We start from the raw sequence: 22,163 nt of genomic DNA, 5'->3' as shown, positions 1-22,163 counted from the left end.
ATTATTCTTTCACTTCAGACAATCGTTCACTTACTGTATTGAATACCAACTCATTGGTAGATACAAGTTCTTGATGTGATAATTGGTACACCTCTTCTCTTACTTTTCCATCAATAGTAAACTGATTAAAGTAACGATCATTCTCTCCTGTTTTAATGATTTCAATAGTCTGACCATTGTAAACATAGTCGTCTAAATGAATAGTCGCTTTTTCAAACTTTGGAGTAGTTAACTGATATGTTGGAATACCAGGTGCATCTGGAAAAAATCCTAATTGAGAAAATACTAACCATGCACTTAATGTACCTGCATCATCATTTCCTGGAATACCCGATGGTGTATTTGTAAAGTGTAAGTCACCTTTTTCCCTTACCAATTGCTGTGTCTTTTTTTCATGTCCTTTCACATAATTGAAAAGATAAGGATAAGTAATGTCCGGTTCATTGGTTAAATCATATTCTCCATTAGAAAATAAGTCATTTAACTTACTTAAAAATACTTCCTCTCCCATTAACGATTTTAAATCATTCATTGCATGAGGAACGAAGAAATTATATTGCCAAGCATTTCCTTCTACAAAACCTTTACCTCCACTTCCTTCCCAACGAATATCAAAAAATCTATCGGTAGGATTAAAGCTTTCCATCCAATTTCCATTCTTTAATTTAGGTCTAAAGAAAGTGGTTTTAGGATCATATAGTTTTTTATAAGAATCACTTCTTCTATAATATTCCTTCGCTAATTCATTCTTACCTAAAACGTTGGCTAACTGAGCAATATTATAATCGGCTAAATTATATTCTAATGTCGTAGAAACTGGTCCCCATACGATTCCATTAGTCCAAGAAAATTTTTGAGGGTCTCCACCTCTATCATCAATTGGAATATACCCATGTTCAATATATTGACTTATTCCTGGTCGAGTAGGGTTTTTCTTTGTGTTAGCAGCAGTTGCTAACATGGCTTCAATGGCTAGTTCTGTATCGAAATCTGTAATCCCTTTTAAATAAGTATCAGAAATTACCGGTACTGCTGGATCGCCGACCATTACAAATGTATCGTACCCAAACAATTCCCACTTAGGTAGCCACCCCCATTCTTTGTACATTTCCAACATGGTTACTACCATATCTCTTTGCTCTTTTGGATACAATAATGCTAACAAAGGATGTAAAGTTCTGTAGGTATCCCAAAGTGAATAAGTACTGTATCTTGTGTAATCATCAGCCACTAAAACTTTATCAATTTCTCTTGAGTAATATTCCCCATTTACATCACTAATAACATGCGGTAATAATAAAGAATGATACAAAGCAGTATAAAAGATTTGTTCATCGTCGTTAGAAGACGTTTCAATGTCTACCTTTTGTAATTGCTTGTTCCACTCTGCAATAGCTTTCTGATGGATGCCTTCAAAAGATAAATCACCTTGTTCTTTTCTTAGATTATCCAAAGCATTTTTTTCTGAGACAAACGAAATTCCTACTCTTACTTCTAATTTACCTTGATCTAATTGATCCAAAGTCCAAACTACTCCTGCTTTGTCTCCTTTTACCTCTCTCTTATCAGTCACTTTTTGATTTTCATATATCTTTACTTGTGGGTTTGGCTGATTAATCTCCAAAGCAAAGTAAATATTGGTCGATTTTTGAAAACCACAAAAAGCACCATCCAACTGTGATCCAGTGATTAATTGAGGAGAAACTACTTTAAGACTTCCACCTTTTCTATGAGAAGTATTCGCTCCTAAATCTAAAAATAGATTAATGGGCTGTTTATCATCATTCTGAGGGGTGAAATTATAAATAGTAGATCTTGTTGTGGCAGTCATCTCGGCTACTAATTGATGCTTTTCTAAGGTAACTTTATAGTAACCTGCATAGGCTTCTTCGTCTTTATAAGTAGAGGCAAAGTTTTCTATGTCCCAATCAAATTTCCCTGTAGATAATTTTAAAGGTACTGCTCCTGCTACAGGACAACCTAAACCCGATAAATTGACATTGCCAAAACCATAAATTTTTTCATCTCCGAAATTATAATAGGCTGGCCCATTGGCTTTTTCTCTAAAATCTTTTGTATGAGGTAATGCCGAAGCCATACCCCAAGGTAAAGTGGCTCCAGGGTGTGTATTTCCGTCATTTATTGTACCTATAAAAGGATTTACTTTTGTAGAATAATCCTCTTGTAGGTTTGTTTGCTTTTCTGTAGGAGTTGGTTGACAGCTAAATAAACAATAGCAACCTAACATCCAAAATACTATTTTTTTCATGGTCTAATTAATTGCTTTAAAGTCTTTGATCTTCCCTTCTATCCATTCCAATACATTTGCTTTGTCTTCTTCTGAAATTTGATACATCAACCAGTCTACTTTCCAAGTTGAGGTTTCTTTTGGTTTTACTTTTTGATAAGCGGAATGCTCTTCGATTTCTACCATTGGTAAAATTGGAGAGACATAGATTTCCACTTCACCTTGAGATGGTGTTATTTTTTTAATATTTTCGTTCTTGATTATCTTGATAAAAACGGTAGTATCTTTTACATAAGCTACCCACCCTTCGCTATCTACAAACAGCTTGTTTTTGTTTTTATAAGGTAACTCTAGGTCCGATTCTTTTACATAAAAATCTATTGCCTTCATTTCTTTAGAATAGATTTTATCAAAAGAGCTGTGATCAAAATAGAGGTATTTATCATTCGCTAATGGAATATTATCATCAAATCGACTTTCCACTTTTACGATCACTCGACCTTCTTTTGGTACTCTAGAAACCTCCCAGTGTCCGAACTCTACACTTTTATCACTTACATTCTTAGCATGATATTTTACTTGAAAATGATGCTCAGTAATAAGTTGATATTCTTTAGTGAGTTGTAATCCTAAAGCGCTGCATTCCTTACTTTCTACCACCACTTTAGAAGGTGTCTTTTCTTTTAAATGATAGGCTTCGATATCCAATTCTTTAGGAGGCGGCCATCCCCATAACGTCTGAGGTGCAGGCCACCAAACTGAACCTGCTAACTCTTCATGTCCATCAAAAATCAAAGGATGATCACCAAAAAATAATTGATGTACTCTACCTCCTTTATTTACATCGATGACTACTTTAGACGAACCACTTTGTATCGTTTCTTGTGCTAAGAGAACTACCTGAGGCATCATTAAAAAGATAAAAAAGGCTATAATTTTATTTATTGGCTTTCTTTCCATGTTTATCAGGATGTACACCCCATTCTTCTCTCTTTTCAGGATTGAAATTTGGGTTGTCTGTAGGTAAATCAGCTTTCATTTTTTTAAGATGATGATCTAATGATTTCAACATCTTCTTCGTTTGCTTACTTTCTTTAGAAGATAGATTGACTGTCTCTCCTAAGTCCTCTGTCAAATTATACAATTCTACCTCTTCGGTAACATAATTTTTGATCAATTTATAATCACCTTGTCTCATCGAAGAAGTAGGATCTCCATGATGAAAAACAGGGTAATGCCAATAAAGAGCCCTAGTTACAAAAGTGTTTTCTCCTTTGAAAGTTTCTACTAAACTTAGACCATCTAAAGGTCTTTTACCTTGATCCACACCTGCTAACTCTAGGAAAGTAGGGAATAAATCAATACCATTTACTGGTGCATCAGATACTATATTTTGAGGAATTTTACCAGGCCATCTCGCAATCATAGGTACACGAACGCCTCCCTCAAATAAGTTTCCTTTCTCCCCTCTTAAAGGAGCGTTTGAAGTAACAGGCATGTTCCCACAATATTGTAAATACTTAAGATCGTAAGGTTGATGTAAACCTCCATTATCACTATAAAAAACAACAAAAGTATTGTCTGATAACCCAAGTTCATCCAATTTATCTAAAACCACTTTGATATTACTATCCAAAGATTTGATCATACCTCCATACAAAGGGTTGTTCACTTCTTCTGTCTTTGGTTTTTCTTCAAAATGCTTTACAATACTATCGGGTGCTTGTAACGGAATATGAACGGCAAAGTGAGAAATTACTAAAAGGAATTGCTCGTCTTTGTTTCTTTCTAAAAAGTCACAAGAATATTGGGTAAGAGCATCCGTTAAGTATACTTCATCATCAATTTCTTGTTTAGGGTAGAACTTATCCGACAATTGATAATGTCTTCCACCTCCTTGGTACATTACTACTTGATCAAACCCTTGTTTATCCACAAAATGTTCTTGGTCATCTCCCAAGTGCCATTTCCCATAGTAACCCGTTGTATAACCTGCATCTCTTAATGCTTCTCCAAAGGTTTCAATCTCCAACGGAAGGTATTGTGTACGATTAATTACTGCTAACTTTTTCTCATAAGGACGCCAATGTCCTGGCATCCAATCAGTAATTCCTAATTTAGCAGGATACATTCCAGAGAATACTCCAGCTCGAGCTGGTGAACAAACAGGTGCAGGTGCGTACGCATTGGTATAACGAATACCCTGTTTCGCAAAAGCATCTAATGCAGGACTTTCATGGTACGTATTGCCATAACATCCTAAGTCAGACCACCCTAAATCATCTGCATAAATAAAGACAATGTTAGGCTTTTCTTTTTGTGCAAAGACAATACTCGAAAGGAATACTGAAAAGACAATCAGTAAGTTTTTCATAATTGTAATGTTATTTTTTTGGTTTATCACTGTTTGATAATTCTTTTAGCTATGTGAGATACTCCCGATTGTACTTTGATGATGTACAATCCGTTAGGTAGTTTATAAGATATATTTTCTACAGCTTTTTGAACAGTTTTAATATCTCCTTGAATATTTAAAACTTCTTCACCGATGACTGATAATAATGATACACCAATCTTTTCAGTAGGTACTTTAAATTGTAGCGTACTACCTGATTTCCATACTGTTGGATATACATCTATTTTATTTAATTGATTATCAATAGACGTTACTTGATCGTAAGTACCCTTTATCTTAATTCTTTTTGGTGTAGAAGATTGGTTTGTATAAATGCTTACTTCCGCTTCCGCTTCTTGGGCAACAGGAGTAAATGTTATATCAAACTCTGTTTCTTCTGAGGCCGCAATAACAGACCTTAATTGATCCGTATTTAACTCAAAATCATCGCTATCTCCATCAGTAAATTCGACCTTTTCGATTTCGACATCTACAAATCCATTGTTATGAATCGTAAAAGTTCTTACTGCTGCTGCAGCAGCATACTCACCAAAATCGTAGGTATTACCAACAACCTCGTCATCAACTAGTAATTCGTATTGCGGATTTTTATTGATGACTTGTGCTGTAAGATTGATGACCATGGTGCTGTTTTCATCAGCATTAGAAACCACTGTTAATTTTGCATCATAATCACCATAACTTAATGGCCTAAATCTTACCATCAATATCTTCTTACTTCCAGGTTCAATCTCCGTAGGTAAAATTTGAATATTGTATAATGCTCCTTCAATTTTACTTTGATTTTGATCAATTACAATTGGAGCATTTCCTTTACTCGCCAATTCAATAGAAACCATCTTTTCATTTCCATTATAATCAAACTCACCCAAATCTATTGTGGCTGAATTTTCAAGCACCGTAGAGTTATACTTGTATTCTACTACATATGTGTATTCAATATCTGTTTTAGCTGCAGTAAAAGACAGCTGAACTGGATCGGCTTCATTTTCATTAAACACGACATCCAATTGAGTGGCTAAATCTCCTGATTCATTTGGATTATATAGTAATTCGATATAATCCGTCATTCCGATATTTATTTTTTCAGGGACATTCCCAATAGTAAAATCGGTATCTCCAGTTAATATGACGTTTCTTTTATCAATGGTCAAGATTTCATTTCCTGTGTTTTTGATCGCAATTGATCTTTTTATCGCAGTACTCTCATTTGTGAAATCACCTAAATCTATGGTTGAAGCATTTGATGTACTAGAACCATTCACCATTAAATCATAACCATACTCTACATCACCAATAAATGCTTTAAGTATAAAATTAATAGTGGAGGCATTGATAGAATTTGATAGAATTTCGAAACCATAATTCTTATCCCCTTCTACAAGCGGATCAATTGTGATTGCAAAAGTTTTCGTCTCTCCTGCACCAATCACTTTTGTCAATTGATCTAAATTTAAACTAATTTCATTATCAGTATCCTGAGTAATATTCACAAGAGCATCATCTAAAATAAGATCTTCTTGACCGTTATTACTGACACTTACATCAATGGTTTTTTGTGTAGATAAAGTAAGATTACCTATTTCAATAATTGAATTATTATTGATTTTTTTACCCTCAATTTGAATTTCGATAGTAGCAGATACATTATCAGGAGCTGTTTCTGCAATTAAAATACTAAATGCAGGCATAGCAACAGCACCATCTATTTGTCCGTTAGCCAATGTAGGCTCTGAAGTACTTCCTAATGAATTACTTGAGGCAATCTGATAATTTCTACCTACAAGGTCTGCAATTTGATCTATTTGTAACGTTTGCTCACTACCAGAGTAATTGATAAATAAATACTTTTCTGTTTTTTGAGGATTATTTGAGAACTTCCAACCATGAACGGAAGCAATACCATCTGCAATGTCATTGGCTCCATCTAAAGTAAGTCTTGCTGCCTCGGTACAGAATCTAGAAGCCCATGAATACATGGCGTAAGCTCTACCAAAACCTGTTAATCTACCATTACTTCCTCCATCTGCAAACTGATGAAAGGCTAACAAACCAAGGTTGCCGTTCTTCATCCAGTTATTCGCTTGAAATAAAGTTGCTAAACCAAGTCCCCAACTTCCTTCACCATCATCAGATTTATTACTAGAAGCATCATATTCTGTAAACCAATACTCAATATTTTCAGGCATTTTAGATCTTAAGCTATCATATACCCAAGCTTCTTCAAGAGATTTTAAAGCTTTAGCAAGGTCAGCACCACTTCCATTTACTTCTCCTTCATGAACACCTCCATAAATATGAAAAGAAACAGCATCTACTACCTCCCTATCTAATTTTGAAATCACTTTTTCATTCCAATCATTTCTTCTAGAAGGGTTATCAGAATTGGCATCAGAACCTGTGGCAGCTAATCTAATATTAGGATATTTTACTTTTAGCTTTTTAGACCAGTTGTTTACAGCGCTTGCATAACTAACTCCATCACCAGGAAATGCTCCTCTTAATGAACGGTCGCTAGATGAACCTGCAGAATAAGGTTCTACTGCTGCTCCACCAGAATGACCTGATCCTGATGGACCCATTCCAAAGAAATATTCATTACCAAATTCTACATATTTCACAGGGATACCATTGGCTTCTGCCTTCTCCAAGATAGCCATAGCATTGGCAAACCTATCGTCCATCATTGCCCACCAATCTGCGCTTTCTGGATTTTGATTAATTTCTCTCCCCCAAAGCTTCTCATAATAATCGGCACCGGGTGTAATCATATTTAAAACAAACATTACGTTTGTCTCTCCATTCATTTCATCATACAAAAGTTTCAAATCTGTCATAGGATTAGACCCTCTACTAAAAGTAGTCACCCAATTAATGACATGTTTCCTTTGTACAAATGGCCTTAAGTTATCATCAGAAATATCAATTTCATTATCATTGGGCATTCCAAAAAGCCTTTCGTTTCTATGGTCCCAATAAGAACTTACCGTTCCACCAGGAAAACGTATTAGTGGGGAGCTACTTTCTACCCAAGTATTTCTTCTTCCTTGATTACTCCATGGGTCTACTAAATTAGTAGTATTGTTATTATACCCTGCCATATCAGGTAGAATAGTCACTTTATTTTTCTCTCCAGTAATATCAATTTGTGCCCATAGAGACAACGAAAAAAATTGGAAAATTAATAAGTATAAAAAAGTATATTTCATGGTTATTTCATTTCATTAATATTGATGACTTTGCTAGAATAGTTTGATCACATCACAAATAAAATAAACAGAAAATTAGGTTGTATTCTATTTTATAAATCAGAACAAGATTGATTTTAATAAAGAATAAAATTTCATCGAATTTCGAAAATAGGAGAAAAAATTAAATAGATAATCAAAACTTCGGATTTCCAAAAAAAACTGATCAAACACCCAAATAACCTTCAATAACAACGCAGAAACGAAGATTCCAACACTACACAGTTATTGACACATCACTGATCACCTACTCGACAAAATGCATTTCACTCCTTTTTATTGTCATTGACAAATCCACACTACTTTGATTACTATTGGATTATCCCTACCTTTATAAATGTAAAGAGAACGTTTATTCAGTTTCCAATTACACTTTGATACAACTATTAATTATTATTTGTCTAACTTTTTATTTTTTTCTTCACTAAACGCTTTAATTATGAAATGAATTTTACAAACTACATCTGTCCTTTTGCTTACTAACTAAGCAATACTAACTGTTTTTTTAATGAACTTTAATTACAATCTTAATACATATGGCTCTTATACTCTTTTTATGGTCTTTTGTCCAAAGTACTCTAACAGCTATTGCAATCAGTTTTGTCAAAAAAAGTCGTATTAACTATATACTGTCTGCAGTCTTTTTAACTCTTGGAGTAAATACATTACTTCAATATTTAAATAGATTCACAAACTTAAAACACAGCATGCCTGAGTTTATGTTTCTATCAGACGTTTTAGACTTTTTATTGCCAGGTTTAATATTCTGGTATATTTCAGAACTATTTGGTAATTCACTTACTAAAAAGAAAGCTTGGATATTTGTACCCGCAGCACTTGCACTAATTACTTCTATTACATATATCGCCTCTTTCCAACCATTTACTTTTAGTCATTTTATTGGATCTGCTTTTCATCTTACCTTATTATTTGGGATTGTGATATGGAAAGGATTTATCTTTGTAAAAATTCATAAGCAATTAAAATTGATTAAAGCTTCTGCTAATAATAAGCAAAAAGAAGACTTATTATGGCCTAACATTTTGAAGATGTTTATTGGTCTTAGCTTATGGGTTGCTTTATTACTTCTAAGTTACCATACTATGGTAATGCCGCTTTCTGAAAATCCTACTCAAGAAATTATCAGAAAAATGATTGAGTTTAACTACATCATTTTTAACAGTAGCATTATCTTAGTGACTATGTTTTTTGTGATGAAATATCCTAAAGCATTTTCTGGTAACACTATCGAAATTAAACTTGAAGAGAAACAAGAAGAAAATTCTATCTATAAATATTACGTAGAACGTTTGAATCACTTAATTGAAGTAGATCAAGTGCATTTAGAAACTGAGTTGAATGAAAAAGGTCTAGCAGAAAAATTAGAAATACAATCTTACCTTCTTTCTAAACTCTTAAATGATCATTTAGGAAAATCATTTAGTGAATACATTAACGAAAAAAGAGTTCAGCACGCTAAATCTCTAATTGCTGAAGATACTGAAAAGAAAATGACCAACTTCGCTATTGCGGTGGATAGTGGTTTTAGATCAGAATCTGTTTTTTATGTTAATTTCAAAAAACATGCAGGCATGACTCCTAGACAATATCGTTCTCAATTAAAAGAGAAAATGGCGTCTTAATCTCTAGATTATTATCAGGATTGACACTTCATCGTGTCAACATCAAAATATAACTCTAAAAATGAAAGGTTACTTTATTCGTAAAGTAGCCTTTTGTTTTTGGTGATGATAGATAGTTTCACTTCCAATACTTGCTTGTTGTATTCAGATTCCCATATTGATTCTATAGTAGACATCAGAATAAGATCAATAGATTAAATCGTGGTTTAAAGGATCTCATTAAAGATTAAAAAAAAGCTGTAGCTCTTTATTTTGACAAAAAAAAACAACCCTACACTAACATGTAAGGTTGTATACTAAATATGAAATGAATTATACCTACACGGTATTAACTGTATCTATTTTAAAGCCTTTTATATCATGTTCTTCACAGTTAAGTTGCTTGTCCCAATGATCTGGAAGGATCATTAATGCAGCTCCTAATGCTGAAGTGTTTTCTAATGATAAGGTACTTACTTTAATATCATTAAAATAGGTAGCAATTGTTTTACAGAAGATTTTATTCCTTGTAAAGCCACCACTGATATATATTTTTTCATAAGTGATAGCATCTTCCATGATTTCTTTCACTTGCTCAATTTCTATTAATGTCAACTCTAACATCATTTGATGATAAATAGAGTCAATAGTATCGTTAGCTGAAAAATGAATAACCGCTTCTTCTTCAGAATAGGCTTTATAATTCTGGATGATGCGCTCTCCATTATCCACTTTTCGCCAAGCTTCTTTAGTTAATTCCTCATCGAAATGAATATATTTAAAGAAACCTTCTTTTACGTTGAAATGCTTTCTTATGCTCTCACAATACACATCATGTACACGACCTAACATAAATCTTGAAGATAAAATCTTACTTCCATCAGTATTGATATTAGAAAGACAATCATTTTCCAATTGATTTAATGTTAGTTCACCTTTAAAAGAAGGGTTCATATTAATGGCCCATGTACCTGTTGAAATCAAAATAAATGGTTTACCTTGACTTAGGTGCATATAAGGTTGTATAGAAGATGTACTATCATGTATACCAATACCAACCTTAAGTGATTGTTGAGAAATCTCTGGCTCAACATCTTCAACATGATAATTACTTGTCATAGGAGGAAAAGATAATTCTTCTTTACCTACCCAATCATGATAATCATCTTTCTGAAAATCCCATAACGAAGTATGACATCCTACAGATGTAATATCTGTCGCTAAATTCCTAGTAAATTTATAATGTAAATATTGAGGAAAGTGTAAGGTAGTATTTATCTGTTCCCAAATATTTTTCCTATGATGCTTTAACCAATACAATTGCAGTCCTGAGTTCAAAAATTGAAGTACAGGAGAAGCTGTCTTTTCAGAAAATAAATCGACACCTCCGTACTGATTATATAACTGATGATAGAATTCTGGGCTAGTATTTTTTAAGTAATTATAAAAAGAACCTACCCTATTTCCTTGTTTATCTAAATGTACTATGCTTGCGCCATAGCAAGAAAAATTCAAAGCAATAATCTTGTAATCAGGTGATTGCAACTTCTCTACTAAAGAAGACACCATCCAAATAACTAATAAGTCAAGATCCTCAGTAGGAAAACCGTCTTCGTCAGCTATTTCTCTTAGATTAATTTCTTTGTGATCTATCAATTGAAGTTGTTGGTCGTAAACCAACAACTTCTTATTTGTTTTACCGATATCAAATACCGCAATTGCTTCTTTCATCTTTACTAAGAATGTTTATACTAAAACTTCACCTCTGTGTAAAAGATGTGTTTTTTCGTAATCCTGTACTACTTCAATTACATCACTATCAAGAGACGTAGATTGTTTTAAACAATAGTAATCCCACACTGCACCCCAAGGAAGTGCTTTAGCTTGCTCTAATAAGAACATTCTCTCAAAGTTTTCGCCTTTATCTTCGTAAGATTTAAGTAATTCTGTTGGCTCTAATAAGGCAAACAAAAATGCTTTTCTTGCAGAACGACAACCAGAAATATAGGCACCAATTCTATTGATAGAAGCATCAAAGAAGTCTAATCCTACATATGTTTTATCCATTGCTCCTGAACGAACAATTTCTTGTGCAATAAGAAGAGATTCATCATTTAGCGTTACTACGTGATCAGAATCCCAACGTACACCTCTTGTCATGTGTAATAAGATCTCATCAACAAATTGTAATACTGATGAAATTTTATCACCTACTTGCTCTGTTGGATGGAAGTGACCATTATCCAAACAAATAAGTGTATTATTTTTGATCGCATAACCAAGGTAGAAATCATAAGAACCTACTACCATTGACTCACTACCAATACCAAATAATTTACTTTCTACAGCATCTTTCATATTTGCTGTATCATATTTGGTCTCTAAGATTTCGTCTAAAGCTTCTTTTAACAATACACGATGACCTAGACGATCAACACAAGTATCTTTAGAACCATCAGGAATCCAAGTGTTATGGATACATGGTTCACCAAGTTGTTTACCAATTTCGTTAGAAATTTCTCTACATCTTTTTACATGCTCAATCCAGAAGTTTCTAATTTTAGGATCTTTACTAGATAAAGTAAATCCATCTTCAGCATAAGGATGAGAAAAACAAGAAGCATTAAAATCAATACCTACATTGTTCTTTTTAGCCCAGTCGATCCAACCTTGGAAGTGTTTAACCTCGATTTGATCTCTATCTACCATCTCTCCGTTAAATTCGCCATAAATAGCATGAAGATTTAGTTTGTGCTTACCAGGAAGAAGTGATAATACTTTCTCTAAGTCAGCTCTCATTTCTTCGATACTGTTGGCTTTGCCTGGATAGTTACCTGTCACTTGAATACCACCACCCATAGATGTGGCTTTCGTTTCAAAACCTCCTACATCATCTGTTTGCCAGCAGTGTAAAGAGATTGAAAGATTATTCAATTGTTCTAGTACTTTGTCTGTGTCTACACCTAATTTAGCATAGGCAGATTTCGCTAGATTATACGATTCTAAAATTGTCTGATTGCTCATGTCTACTTTAATTTGTCTTTTACAAAGGAAATAAATGTACATAATACAATAAATACACAAATTGAGAATTGATTTGCACAAAATGATATTTGAAATATTAGTTATATACTTATATATTTGATATATGGACAATTTTAATAACTATTTGATACCAAGTGAGGAGGATATAGACTGGGGTTTATATATTCATGTGATCGGTAAAGCGCAAACTTATCCTAACGCTACCTATCCTGATCCTCAACACCCTACAGGGTATTTTTTTAAATGGGAAAAGGGGCGTGTGCTGCATGAATATCAGTTACTTTATATTGTGGAAGGAGAAGGGATTCTTGAGACGAAAGAAGATCAATATGAGATAAAAAAAGGAAGTCTTATTTTTCTTAGACCAAATGAGTGGCATAGATACCAACCTTCTACTAAAACAGGTTGGACCGAATATTATATTGGCTTTAATGGTCATTGGATGGAAACAGTACAACAACAAGAAGCTTTTGATCAAACTAAAGGTATCTTATTAGGGGCATCTTCTAAAATTACTCAACTGTATCATCAACTTTTTGAGAGTGTGCAGAAGCAAGAAATTGGTTTTCAAAAAATTGGAGCGGGCATCATCTTACAAATCATTGGATATATCATTCAGTTTACAAAAAAAAGAAACGATTTAGGCCAAGGCGAAAAAATCGTAGAGCTCGCCAAACAAAAGATGCAAGAAGAACTCTATGTTGAAATAGACTTCAAGCAATTTTGCATGGAAAATAATGTTTCTTATTCCTACTTCCGAAAAACATTTAAGGAATATACCGGGTTGGCTCCTTTACAATATCATCTAAACTTAAAAATCTTAAAGTCCAAAGAACTATTAGCTGGTCAACAGAAAAAAGTAAAAGAAGTGGCTTTTGAAATGGGGTTTAACTCTATCTATTATTTCTCTAGGCTCTTTAAACAAAAAACCGGTGTCACTCCCACTAAGTTTCAGGAAAGCTTTTAAGGTTATTCTACTCCAACAAATGATGCTCGCTGTATCATTTTAAAATCTACTTTATGATTAGCCAATTTTTTATGTAGTATTTGTTGAGCAGCGGTCTTCCCCATATTTTCAAAAGAGGTTGTGATCACAGTAATACCCTCTTCTAAAATCGCTTTTAAGGGAGTATCATTATAAGAAATTAGCCCTATTTGTTCTCCTATCCTTAATTTTTTTGATCTACAATCAGAAATAATGGTGGCTAAATCTTGATCATCTACTAAAATATAAGCTGTATTTTCATGTAATTCCTCATTTTGATATACACTTGACACTTTAAAAGTGATATCATAATGCAAACAACACCTCACAAATCCCGATCTAATTTGATTAAAGATTCTATTTTCCCCTTTAGGTGCTATCAACTCCAATTGATTATACTTAAAGAGTTTGACAATATTCTTAGATAATACTTGATAGATATCTTCAGAAAAATCTTCATAAACACTCTGGAATTTGGGTAAGGTCGGTAGTTTCTTATTTAATAATAAAGTTTTTGATGCTGGTAATCTTTCAATCACTTTTTTAGTTTCCTCCTCATTTGCATCTTTAAAAATAGGGATAATAACGAAGTAGTTATAGTTATTTTCTTGTTCATCGATAATTCTCTCTAAGCTTTTCACACTGTAATTATGCAAAAGAAGATCCACCTGCAAATGCTCTCCAGATGTTTGTAAAAAGGCTTTGAATATTTTTTCTTTTGATGCACTCATTTTATTAAAAATCAAAAGTACCTTGGGCACATTGATGTCAAAACCGTGGTTCACAAAAGTACCTTTGCCTCTTTGTGTAAGGATATAACTTTCTCTCTTTAAAATTGAATATGATTTCTCTACGGTGTCTTTAGACAACTCTAGTTCCATCACCAAATCATTAATTGATGGCATTTTAGCATGTGCCTGTAGATGCCCCAAATTAATCAGGTTTTTAAAAGACTTTGCAATCTGTATATATTTCGGATGATGCTGACATTTGACATCTCCTAATTGCTTGTGAAGTTGACCTATAAGATTTTCCATACTCAAATTATTTAATTCGATAATAGATATTCTACAGGTAGAAATGAAAGGATAACAGCCTTAAAACCTTCGGAATTATTAATTTGAAGTAAAATGAGTAGAAGTAGGAAATCAAGAGAAAACCTACTTCACTTCTCATTTTTAATTAGAGGAAGTTTGTTGTTAATAGTAACAGTACTATTAATCACATTATTAACTATGAATAAATGAGCTTTTACTGTGTTAATGAAAGATGTCTATCGTCAGATAAAACATTTTTTATTTTCTTATCATTATAAATAGCTACACATCACTTTTACGATTTGATGTTGCATTTTACTCCATTTTTAAAAGTTAAATGACCCGTAATATCATGTATCTTTTTGCATGACATTACATGACACCCACCTGATTCTTAATCTGTACATTTAATAATAATAATAACAGTTCGCTTATTGATTTATCAAAGTAGACATTTCTTATTCATTAGAAATGTAAAACTATCTACTTATTGAATACTTACGACTTCACTTTTTTTACTACTGACTAAATACTTACGAAATGAAAATTGGATTATTTATTCCCTGCTACATTAATCAGTTGTATCCACAGGTGGGTATTTCTACGTTTCAACTTTTACAACAATATGGTGAGGTGGAATACCCTATTTCTCAAACTTGTTGTGGTCAACCTATGGCCAATTCTGGATGTGAAAATGACAGTATTGGCGCCATAAAAGTTTTTAAGAAAGCTTTTGAAAAATACGACATTGTAATCGGCCCTTCTGCAAGTTGTGTTCTCCATTTAAGAGAACATGGTGTTAACATTTTTCCTTCTGCTAAAGAAGTGATTGACAAAACATACGATCTTACAGAATTTCTATTCGATATTATAAAAATAAAGCATATTAATGCCACTTTCCCACATAAAGTAGCATTGCATAAAAGCTGCCACGGACTGAGAGGAATGCGTTTAGAAAGCTGCTCTGAAAGAGTAAAAAGAGCTCCAGATAAACAAAAAAAGTTATTAAAATTGGTTGATAAAATTAAACTTGTTTCTCCCAGTAGAGCCGATGAGTGTTGTGGTTTCGGCGGGACATTTAGTGTGACTGAAAAAGACGTTTCGGTACAAATGGGAAATGATAGATTAGCCGATTATATACATAATGGAGCGGAATATATTACTTCCGGAGATATGAGCTGCTTAATGCATCTAGAAGGACTTATCAAAAGACAAAAGCTAAATATTAAAGTGATACATATGGCTGAAATATTAGCTTCTAATAAAGTGATGGTTCCTGAGGAAAAAGAAATTTTAGAAACTTCCAATATTCATTAAATACGATAAAAAATGGAGAAGGGAAACAGTACTCATCCTGTTGGAGCAGAAGCTTTCAATAAGGATAAAAAAAGAGTAGCATGGCACGACAAAGCGTTATGGTTTGTAAGAGAAAAAAGAGATAAAGCAGCACATCAAATACCTGAATGGGAACAACTAAGAGAGTTGGCAGCTCAAATTAAAGCGCATACGCTCTCTCAATTGGATTTGTATTTAGAACAATTTGAAAAAAATGCGCTCAAAAATGGTATTCATATTCATTGGGCAAAAGATGCAGAAGAACACAATACTATTATCGCTGATATCTTAGAGAATCATCAAGCTAAAAAGGTAGTCAAAAGTAAATCGATGTTGACAGAAGAATGTGGTTTAAATCCATTTCTAGAACAACGAAATATCGAAGTAATTGATACCGACCTTGGTGAAAGAATTGTACAATTAGCTGATGAGAAACCAAGCCATATTGTGTTACCTGCTATCCATAAAAAGAAAGAAGAAGTTGGAGCACTTTTTCATCAACATTTACATACACAAAAGGGTGCTTCAGACCCTGCTTATCTTACTCAAGAAGCTAGAAAACATTTAAGGACAAAATTCTTGAATGCAGATGCGGCTATTACCGGGGTAAATTTCGCGGTGGCAAATACAGGTGGTTTTGTAGTGTGTACTAATGAAGGAAATGTGGATATGGGAGCGAATCTAGCCAAAGTACATATTGCTTGTATGGGTATTGAAAAGTTAGTCCCTAGTCAAGAACATCTAGGCGTTTTTTTAAGATTACTAGCAAGAAGTGCGACAGGTCAGCCGATAACAACTTATAGCTCACATTTTCATCGCCCAAAAAAAGGTAGAGAGATACATATTATTTTAGTTGATAATGGTAGAACAAATCAATTAGCTAAACCTGATTTTAAATCTTCTTTAAACTGTATTCGTTGTGGTGCCTGTATGAATACATGCCCTGTATACAGACGAAGTGGGGGGCATAGTTATAATTATAGTATTCCAGGTCCTATAGGAGCTATATTATCCCCTGGGAAAGACCTTAAAAAATACAGTTCATTGCCGTTTGCCTCTACTTTGTGTGGATCTTGTACTGATGTTTGTCCTGTGAAAATTGATATTCATACGCAGCTATATAAATGGCGTCAAATTATTGGTAAAGAAGGGCATTTACCAAAAGGGAAAAAGACCGTCATGCAATTGACCGGCAAAGTGATGGGACAATCAAAGACTTTCTCAATGATGAGTGCCATCGGTAAGAAAATCTTGGGAGGTCCTAAAGTCTTAGCCTATAATGCATTGAACCCTTGGACAGAAGATAGAGATCTACCGTCTCCAAATTTCACTTTTAAAGATTGGTATAAAAAGAATAAAAATAATGAGTAGTAAATCATCCATTATTGATGCGATAAGAAATATTGAAAAGGAAGAGGTGCATCTTCCTAGAATCCCTTATTTTGAAGGGCTTTCCTATGATAGTACTGCTTTCTTTTTGGATATGCTTCAGCGTTTGGGTGTAGAAGTTATTCAAGGAAATTCCATAGAAGATATTCCATATTATCTTCAGGAACGTGAATTTGATTCAAAAAAAATATTCACCCAATTTTCTGAATTGCCTTACCGAAAAACATTAAAACATGGGCAATTAGAAAGTATACAACTCTCCATATTAAATGGGAAAGTGGCCGTTGCCGAAAATGGTGCTATTTGGGTAACTGATGAACGACTTAGTAATAGAGCTTTAACTGTAATTGGCGAACATCTTTTAATTGCCATTTCTAAGAGAAATTTAGTGTGGAATATGCATGAGGCATACGCTAATATATCTATTCATGAACATGGATATGGCATGTTTATTTCAGGCCCTTCTAAAACAGCAGACATCGAACAATCTTTAGTAAAAGGGGCACATGGTTCAAAATCATTAATCGTATTTATATATGAATAAAGTATCTCTATTCGTCGTTTTAGGATTGTTCCTTTTTGGATGTCAGCATAGTTCTGAAACTTTGTATAGTAATTCTCAATTTGAAGTTAAACCTGATCAAATCATTCAAGGAGATTACTCTACCTCTTTAATAAACAACACGTTAAAAAGTAATTATATCAGTAAAAAAGACACGCTCTATTCTTCTTTACTTAAATTTAAAATTTCTATTAATGGAAAAGACAATGAGCTATCAAATGGACAATTCCATTACCTTTCAATTGATAGTGATACATCGTCAAACATCATAAAATTAGGACAAGCAGACCAACCACCCACAGGAAAAACTAAAAAGTACATTCCAACAAATTATGATTATACCTTTTATTTGGATGCAAGTCCAATGTTTCAATCCTTTAAAGAAAAAGGATATTATGAAACTGCTAATGGAAATAAAATCGCTGAAAAAGATTTCAAAGCTTTCTATTTGGCAGGCAATGTAGCTCCCCTTTCATGGAATTATTACAACCTAGAGTTTTACGATTTAAAATTTGAACCTACTGAAAGACAACATATTTATCAGTTAAGTTTAACGCTTAATCCGTATAAAAATGAAAGTAGCTACCATAGAACATCTTGGAGTTTAAAAGAAGATATTTCTAAATACCCAGCATACAATTCTGATCAACCAATTGTTGATGCGCTTTATAAAATGACCTTGGAAGAGGCCTCTCTTAATATTGAAAAAGATTCTACATTAAGAACTGGAGCAAAATGGGCAGGTGTATGGACAAGAGACATTAGTTACTCTATCTTTTTGGCTTTTGCCTATTTAGAACCGGAGGTAGCAAAAACCAGTTTACGTAAAAAAGTAAAGAGAGATAGGATTGTGCAAGATACGGGTTCGGGGGGTGCTTGGCCTGTTTCTACAGATCGTATTGTTTGGGCTATGGCTGCTTGGGAAGTTTATCTGGTTACGGGTGATAAGGAATGGTTGAACGAAATTTATCCTATTATTAAAAACACTATCGAAGATGATTATCTCACTGTTTTCAATCACAAAAATGGGTTATTCCAGGGAGAATCTTCTTTTCTTGATTGGCGTTCACAAAGTTACCCTAAATGGATGGACAATAAAGATATTTACATGTCGCAATGTCTAGGGACCAATGCACTCTATTTTAAAGCCTTAGTGATCATAGATCAAATAGAAAAAATCAAATCCATTAATAGTAATGATTATGCTGAAAAAGCTTTGAATTTGAAGCAGGCAATCCAAAAGGAATTGTGGATAAATGATAAAGGTTATTTTGGGCAGTTTACATATGGTGGAGACCACGGAATTACTTCTAAAAGGTTTGAAACGCTAGGTGAGTCCTTATGTATACTTTTTGATATTGCCAATGAAAATCAACGCTCTAGTATAACTAACAACGCACCTCTAACTGCTTTTGGAACTCCTTGTTTTTACCCTGAATCCAATGAGGTTCACCCCTATCATAACAACGGTATTTGGCCTTTTGTACAGTCCTATTGGAATATTGCAGTAGCTAAAGCGGGTAACGAACAGGTCCTTTCGCATGGATTGGGAAGTATTTACCGATCAGCGGCTCTCTTCTTAACCAATTATGAAAATATGGTGGCTTCTACTGGAGACTATCAAGGTACAGAAGTCAATTCTCATCGTATGTTATGGAGTATTGCAGGACAGCTTTCGATGGTCTACAGAGTCTTTTTTGGAATGCAATTTACGGCTGAAGGCTTGCAATTTAATCCTTCTATTCCGAAAGCATACAAAGGTAAAAAGAGTTTGAAAAACTTTCAGTATAGAGCTGGCATTTTTGATATTGCGGTAGTAGGTACAGGAAATAAAATAAAGTCTTTTTCTTTGGATGGGACAAAACAAAACTCTTCTATCATCCCTACGGATTTAAAAGGTAAACATCAAATTGTGATTGAGTTAGATAATGTTCCCTTTGATTCATCAGAAGTAGTTATTTCTGATGTTGTCTTTGCCCCTGATGAAGTGATCGCTTCCATCAAGAAGAAAAAAATATCATGGCAAAGGGTAGAAAATGCTACAGCCTATCATGTCTATAAAAATGGGCAGCTAATTGATACTACTTCTAAATTATACTATCAAATCAGTTCGGAAGAAACAGCTACTTATTTGATTACCGCCATTAATGAAATTGGAGATGAAGGTTTTAGTTGTGCTCCTATTGTTGTTAATGCCGCTGCTGAAATTTTTGAGTTTGAGCCCATAGAAAATACTCTATCAAGTATAAACTATACTGGTAAAGGGTATTTAAAGCTTACAAAAAATAAAAATACAAAGGTATCCCTTGCAATTAACGTCCAGGAAGAAGGAGAGTATTGGATAGATTTTCGATATGCAAACGGAAGTGGTAGATGGAACAGCCATAATAAATGCGGTATTCGAACCTTATATGTTGATCACCAAAATAAAGGGGTATTTATCTTCCCTCAAAGAGGTTGGCACGAATGGTCTGCTTGGGGTTATAGTAACAAAAGGCTTATTCCTTTGACTAAGGGTGAACATCAAATTGATATTATTTTAGAGGAATGGAATAATAATATGAATGTAGATATCAATGATTTTCTTTTAGACCATATGCGTTTGATTAAGGTAAAACCTATTTCATCGATATAAAAAAGGATAAGCAATTTAAAAGGTTGCCCTATATTTAAATGGGGCAACCTTTTATTATTTCCTTTTGAAAAAGGTCTACTATCACCTCTACTTATCATTTCTAATACACTTTCTAGGTAATAATTATTAGAGTTTCTACTCAATAATTGAAATCGAAAACTCAGGTAATACCAATTTCTTTTTCAATTTAGATTTCTTTTCATCTATCGTTTCCCATCCTACTACTTGTGTTTCTAACTCGGCATTATAAGATTTTTGAGTTAACCCTTTCATATTGCTTGGTAGATCATACGTCTGCTTTTCGTATGAATAATTTACAATGATGTAAGTGATTTTCCCTTTTTCATCAGCAAAAGCATAACCATTAACGCCTTTAAATTCTTCATCTTTATCATTGAGCAAAGTAGGAACTTCATCAAATAATAAAGGCATTTTTTTGACTTTATCTGTTGTTGCACGCGCAAATAAAGAAGTTGATATTCCACCAGAAGTTAAAGGATATCTATCCTTAGCGTAATCATTATTTTTTTCATCAATTTGAGCAAAAAGAGAACCGACAACATTATGTACATTGGTTACTTCCACATTTGCTTTCATAAATTCTAAATAATAAATGCTTAAGATAAGAGATTGTGCCCAGCTTCCTAAAACTATAGAGTGGTCGTCTCTCATATTAAATTCTGTCACCCATAAAGGTAGATCTTTCTTCAATTTCATTTTCTTGTAACTCTCTGTATCATGCTGAGTAGTTACCCACATATTGGCTTGTGCTTTGGGGTCTTTTAATAAAGATTTTTCCCAATCTTTATAGGATATTTCTCCACCAGGATATTTACGAGTTGCAGAAGAAGCATCCGTTTGTCCTTCCGTACCAGCTGTAATGTTGACTCTTTCTTGCGCTCCGTTTAAACTTGCAGGACTGTATTTATGATAAGTTACAGCATCTGCATTTGGGCAGGTAGATAAAACTCTGTTCGTCCAATCAATATGTCTTTTACGTCTTTCGATGTACGTACCAACAATAGAACATTTCACCCCTGGAAATTCCTTTTTTAAAGCATCGATCCAAATTCTACAAGTATCACCTAATACTTCTGGAGTAGGATAAACTGCCATAGGAAGTGGTAAATTAAAGTAAAGTTCATTACCCATTTCCACGTATTTGATATCTAATCCTAATGCTTGTGCTTTTTTTAAATTTCGGATAGAGTGTGCCAAATCTTTGCTTAAAAGATTTAGCATGAACACAGGTTCAGCATTGGTTTTCTTCACTAAGGTGGCAAAATCTTCTACAGTATATCTTTGCTTTGAGGTAGTAAGCTTTTGTTCTACCACCCATTTAATCATTTTGTCATCAGGAATACTACTGTCTAGCCAGCCTTTATCCCAATCCCAATAATTTCCAATTGTTCCACCAGGGTAACGAATTGTTTTGGTACTAAGATCCTCTAGAGAACGTACTAATTTTTTATCGTTTTGAGGTTTTTCAATACTGGTTAAATTGGCGTTTACACCAATCATGTCTTTATTGATAGTTTGCTTTTCTCCTAAAGTAAAGGTTTGTGCCCAAGTTACATGAGCACAAACCATACTTAGGATTACACTACATAGGATAGGTAATCGAGTCATGATTTTTAGTTT

The 22,163-nt window shown here is 33.6% G+C and carries 14 protein-coding genes; 6 read left to right on the top strand and 8 right to left on the bottom strand.

The annotated features are described in order from the left end of the window. Position 1: 1 nt before the first annotated feature. From NH26_RS20100 to NH26_RS20085, 4 genes are read right to left on the bottom strand one after another with little or no spacing between them, the layout of a single operon-like run. The gene (locus NH26_RS20100) at positions 2–2,269 is read right to left on the bottom strand and encodes a GH92 family glycosyl hydrolase (protein ID WP_052431752.1); all 2,268 of its coding nucleotides are present in this window, start codon (positions 2,267–2,269) and stop codon (positions 2–4) included. 3 nt (positions 2,270–2,272) lie between these two features. Beyond that, positions 2,273–3,208, bottom strand: a complete 936-nt coding sequence (locus NH26_RS20095; protein ID WP_084812295.1) for a DUF4380 domain-containing protein — start codon at positions 3,206–3,208, stop codon at positions 2,273–2,275. Further along, positions 3,186–4,622, bottom strand: coding sequence for a sulfatase (locus tag NH26_RS20090; RefSeq protein ID WP_044217831.1), 1,437 nt, complete (start codon positions 4,620–4,622; stop codon positions 3,186–3,188). Before NH26_RS20090 ends, NH26_RS20095 begins: the two co-directional genes overlap by 23 nt. Before the next feature lie 26 nt (positions 4,623–4,648). Next, positions 4,649–7,873 carry a choice-of-anchor D domain-containing protein gene (locus tag NH26_RS20085; protein WP_084812294.1) on the bottom strand — a complete coding sequence of 1,075 codons (3,225 nt, stop codon included), beginning with the start codon at positions 7,871–7,873 and terminating at the stop codon, positions 4,649–4,651. Between the two features lie 575 nt (positions 7,874–8,448). On the opposite strand from NH26_RS20085, the gene NH26_RS20080 reads away from it, so the two are divergent. Continuing rightward, positions 8,449–9,555 (top strand): helix-turn-helix domain-containing protein, encoded by a 1,107-nt coding sequence (locus NH26_RS20080; protein WP_044217827.1) that lies wholly within the window; start codon positions 8,449–8,451, stop codon positions 9,553–9,555. 318 nt (positions 9,556–9,873) lie between these two features. Here the strand turns inward: NH26_RS20080 and NH26_RS20075 are convergent, their stop codons facing one another. Then, positions 9,874–11,265: an FGGY-family carbohydrate kinase gene (locus NH26_RS20075; protein ID WP_044217824.1), complete on the bottom strand. Its 1,392-nt coding sequence runs from the start codon at positions 11,263–11,265 to the stop codon at positions 9,874–9,876. 15 nt (positions 11,266–11,280) lie between these two features. Further along, positions 11,281–12,558 (bottom strand): L-rhamnose isomerase, encoded by a 1,278-nt coding sequence (locus NH26_RS20070; RefSeq protein ID WP_044218149.1) that lies wholly within the window; start codon positions 12,556–12,558, stop codon positions 11,281–11,283. Positions 12,559–12,682: 124 nt separating this feature from the next. On the opposite strand from NH26_RS20070, the gene NH26_RS20065 reads away from it, so the two are divergent. After that, complete coding sequence (locus tag NH26_RS20065) at positions 12,683–13,546, top strand: AraC family transcriptional regulator (RefSeq protein ID WP_044217821.1); 864 nt, start codon at positions 12,683–12,685, stop codon at positions 13,544–13,546. A gap of 2 nt (positions 13,547–13,548) precedes the next feature. On the opposite strand, the gene NH26_RS20060 is transcribed toward NH26_RS20065, so the two are convergent. Beyond that, entirely contained in the window at positions 13,549–14,601 is a 1,053-nt protein-coding gene (locus NH26_RS20060; protein ID WP_044217819.1) for a GntR family transcriptional regulator, read from the bottom strand. A gap of 540 nt (positions 14,602–15,141) precedes the next feature. On the opposite strand from NH26_RS20060, the gene NH26_RS20055 reads away from it, so the two are divergent. The 4 genes from NH26_RS20055 to NH26_RS20040 are packed head-to-tail and all read left to right on the top strand — an operon-like array spanning position 15,142 to position 20,522. Then, a complete protein-coding gene (locus tag NH26_RS20055; protein ID WP_044217816.1) occupies positions 15,142–15,918 on the top strand; it encodes a (Fe-S)-binding protein in 777 nt (258 codons plus the stop codon). Between the two features lie 12 nt (positions 15,919–15,930). Beyond that, positions 15,931–17,307 (top strand): LutB/LldF family L-lactate oxidation iron-sulfur protein, encoded by a 1,377-nt coding sequence (locus tag NH26_RS20050; RefSeq protein ID WP_044217812.1) that lies wholly within the window; start codon positions 15,931–15,933, stop codon positions 17,305–17,307. Further along, the gene (locus tag NH26_RS20045) at positions 17,300–17,869 is read left to right on the top strand and encodes a LutC/YkgG family protein (RefSeq protein WP_044217810.1); all 570 of its coding nucleotides are present in this window, start codon (positions 17,300–17,302) and stop codon (positions 17,867–17,869) included. The genes NH26_RS20050 and NH26_RS20045 overlap by 8 nt, the downstream gene beginning before the upstream one ends. Further along, positions 17,862–20,522: an alpha-L-rhamnosidase-related protein gene (locus tag NH26_RS20040; protein ID WP_044217807.1), complete on the top strand. Its 2,661-nt coding sequence runs from the start codon at positions 17,862–17,864 to the stop codon at positions 20,520–20,522. Before NH26_RS20045 ends, NH26_RS20040 begins: the two co-directional genes overlap by 8 nt. Before the next feature lie 135 nt (positions 20,523–20,657). On the opposite strand, the gene NH26_RS20035 is transcribed toward NH26_RS20040, so the two are convergent. Further along, positions 20,658–22,151 carry a hypothetical protein gene (locus tag NH26_RS20035; RefSeq protein WP_139263206.1) on the bottom strand — a complete coding sequence of 498 codons (1,494 nt, stop codon included), beginning with the start codon at positions 22,149–22,151 and terminating at the stop codon, positions 20,658–20,660. Between the last annotated feature and the right edge of the window lie 12 nt (positions 22,152–22,163).

It is taken from the genome of Flammeovirga pacifica (assembly GCF_000807855.2).
In the GTDB taxonomy this organism is placed as follows: domain Bacteria; phylum Bacteroidota; class Bacteroidia; order Cytophagales; family Flammeovirgaceae; genus Flammeovirga; species Flammeovirga pacifica.
This window is presented reverse-complemented; position numbering and strand designations above follow the sequence as displayed.

What these genes read in the sequence shown, in the direction of transcription:
- NH26_RS20080 (WP_044217827.1), top strand. Translation starts at nt 8,449, where the DNA reads ATGGCTCTTATACTCTTTTTATGGTCTTTTGTCCAAAGTACTCTAACA.
- NH26_RS20035 (WP_139263206.1), bottom strand. Translation starts at nt 22,151, where the DNA reads ATGACTCGATTACCTATCCTATGTAGTGTAATCCTAAGTATGGTTTGT.
- NH26_RS20060 (WP_044217819.1), bottom strand. Translation starts at nt 14,601, where the DNA reads ATGGAAAATCTTATAGGTCAACTTCACAAGCAATTAGGAGATGTCAAA.
- NH26_RS20075 (WP_044217824.1), bottom strand. Translation starts at nt 11,265, where the DNA reads ATGAAAGAAGCAATTGCGGTATTTGATATCGGTAAAACAAATAAGAAG.
- NH26_RS20050 (WP_044217812.1), top strand. Translation starts at nt 15,931, where the DNA reads ATGGAGAAGGGAAACAGTACTCATCCTGTTGGAGCAGAAGCTTTCAAT.
- NH26_RS20095 (WP_084812295.1), bottom strand. Translation starts at nt 3,208, where the DNA reads ATGGAAAGAAAGCCAATAAATAAAATTATAGCCTTTTTTATCTTTTTA.
- NH26_RS20090 (WP_044217831.1), bottom strand. Translation starts at nt 4,622, where the DNA reads ATGAAAAACTTACTGATTGTCTTTTCAGTATTCCTTTCGAGTATTGTC.
- NH26_RS20065 (WP_044217821.1), top strand. Translation starts at nt 12,683, where the DNA reads ATGGACAATTTTAATAACTATTTGATACCAAGTGAGGAGGATATAGAC.
- NH26_RS20070 (WP_044218149.1), bottom strand. Translation starts at nt 12,558, where the DNA reads ATGAGCAATCAGACAATTTTAGAATCGTATAATCTAGCGAAATCTGCC.
- NH26_RS20055 (WP_044217816.1), top strand. Translation starts at nt 15,142, where the DNA reads ATGAAAATTGGATTATTTATTCCCTGCTACATTAATCAGTTGTATCCA.
- NH26_RS20045 (WP_044217810.1), top strand. Translation starts at nt 17,300, where the DNA reads ATGAGTAGTAAATCATCCATTATTGATGCGATAAGAAATATTGAAAAG.
- NH26_RS20085 (WP_084812294.1), bottom strand. Translation starts at nt 7,873, where the DNA reads ATGAAATATACTTTTTTATACTTATTAATTTTCCAATTTTTTTCGTTG.
- NH26_RS20100 (WP_052431752.1), bottom strand. Translation starts at nt 2,269, where the DNA reads ATGAAAAAAATAGTATTTTGGATGTTAGGTTGCTATTGTTTATTTAGC.
- NH26_RS20040 (WP_044217807.1), top strand. Translation starts at nt 17,862, where the DNA reads ATGAATAAAGTATCTCTATTCGTCGTTTTAGGATTGTTCCTTTTTGGA.